Genomic DNA, 1,983 nt, shown 5'->3' on the forward strand with positions numbered 1-1,983 from the left:
ATATTATTCTATTAATGAATATTTCAACTTATAAAAAATGCCTTGCCCTGTTAGAAAAACAACAGGCTAAGGCATTTTTTCATCTTATAACATAAATGCTTACGAGAATGGATAAGGTACAAGATGCTATTCCTCATTTTAAGACATAGTACCATTTATTGTTAAAATAACTGTTATCACTGACACAACCGAGTAAAGCGATACGATTCCCCATCCAACCATCCGTTTCCACCGGGGATTAGCGTGTTCTCCCATAACCTTTCGATTGTTGGTAAGTAGAACTAAAAAGATCAGATCCGGAACAAACAGCATAATTGCAAAAAAAGGAAATTTTGTCCGATTGATTTTCTTTTGAAGAAACTGAATACGAATCTATTTCGCTCATTCCCTTTTCACTTCCCCTACGATTTTTTAAATACACCGGTATTTTATTCTCAGTTGTTGAAAAATTTGCATGACCGCATAATTTTTTTGATAAAAATTCAATAAATGTTGTAATTCCGTCAACAAAAATTAAAATAAGCGGAATTCTTTCTCAACAGTTAAGGTAGTATATACAAACTATAAGAAATGAGTGAAATACAATTAGATTCTTCCAAATGGAGAAAATGGTAACATTAGTTTCCTTGAATAAGCATGTTCCCATTTATGAAAAATTATGCTGTAATAGTGATAGAACAATATTTCATCCTGTTCTAAGTAGTCAAAGAAGTGGGGAATTGAGGTTGAAAAAGTTTAAGAAGTTTTATTTAGAGATTACTAGTGTATGTAATCTCGCATGCAGCTTTTGTCCGCCAACAGAACGACAGAAGCAATTTCTTTCTGTGGAGGAGTTTTCTAAGAGATTAGACCAAATTAAACCTCACACAGACTACATTTATTTACATGTAAAAGGTGAGCCGCTGCTCCATCCTAAAATAGACCAATTGCTGGACCTAAGTCATGAAAAAGGGTTTAAAGTTAATATTACAACCAATGGAACGTTAATTAATAAAAAGAGGCATAAATTATTAAATAAACCTGCACTAAGACAGATAAATTTTTCACTTCATAGTTTTGATGGTCATCCGGGATCTGAAGATAAAGAAGGATATGTAAGAAGTATCCTTTCCTTTATTAAAGAAGCAACGAGTCAATCAGAATTAATTGTTTCGCTGAGACTATGGAACCTGACGCAAGACAATAAGACGAATCTTGAAATACAAAGAAACAGACAATTATTAGAAATCATTGAGAAAGAATTTGATTTACAGTACAAAATTGAAGAGAGGATCACACCAGGAAGCGGTGTGAAGATTGCGGATCGTATCTTCATCAATCAAGATTACGAATTTCAGTGGCCGGCCTTGCATGAAGAAGAGGACGATGGAAAGGGCTTCTGTCATGGTCTTCGAAATCAAGCAGGTATTTTAGCGAACGGAACCGTTATTCCTTGTTGTTTAGATGGTGAGGGAATCATTAACCTTGGAAATATTAATGAGGCCTCGTTCTCAGAAATTATCGAAAGGGATAGAGCGAAAAATCTGGTAGATGGATTTTCACGAAGAGTGGCAGTGGAGGAACTATGTAGAAAATGTGGGTATCGTAAAAGGTTTGGGAAATAGATAGGAAAACGACGTAGAAATAAAAAATTAAAATACTACTATTAATAAAAGAAATAAGGACTATGATTATTTTCATAGTCCTTATTTCTTGGATAAATGAAGGGGAAAAGAGCAATTTAACTAAGGAATATAGTATATAAGCATCACTAATTGAAATACTGCGGAGGGGTGACATGTTTAATAAAGAACACACCATCATAATGTCTGCGAATGATTAGTTTTTCCTGCCATAACCCTTGAGATAATGCAGATATCGGTTCATACATCCATTTATTATATTTGCCTTTTGTTTGCCCCTTCAAATCAATAAAAGAGTAATCATAAGGTATATTGTTTAAAATATATTCAAGAGAATTTTCTCCATAAGGCTCTCCATTAT

1 protein-coding gene and 1 pseudogene are annotated in these 1,983 nt (G+C 33.6%); one reads left to right on the plus strand and one right to left on the minus strand.

Features of this window, described 5'->3' with window-relative positions; translation table 11 throughout:
- Positions 1 to 725 precede the first annotated feature (725 nt).
- Positions 726 to 1,604: a radical SAM/SPASM domain-containing protein gene (locus V7183_RS06705; protein ID WP_097894490.1), complete on the plus strand. Its 879-nt coding sequence runs from the start codon at positions 726 to 728 to the stop codon at positions 1,602 to 1,604.
- A 146-nt stretch (positions 1,605 to 1,750) separates the two neighbouring features.
- Here V7183_RS06705 and V7183_RS06710 read toward each other — a convergent pair.
- Positions 1,751 to 1,983 (minus strand): annotated as a pseudogene (locus V7183_RS06710) (erythromycin esterase family protein); the annotation flags it as partial.

It is taken from the genome of Bacillus sp. JJ1127 (assembly GCF_036965845.1).
In the GTDB taxonomy this organism is placed as follows: domain Bacteria; phylum Bacillota; class Bacilli; order Bacillales; family Bacillaceae_G; genus Bacillus_A.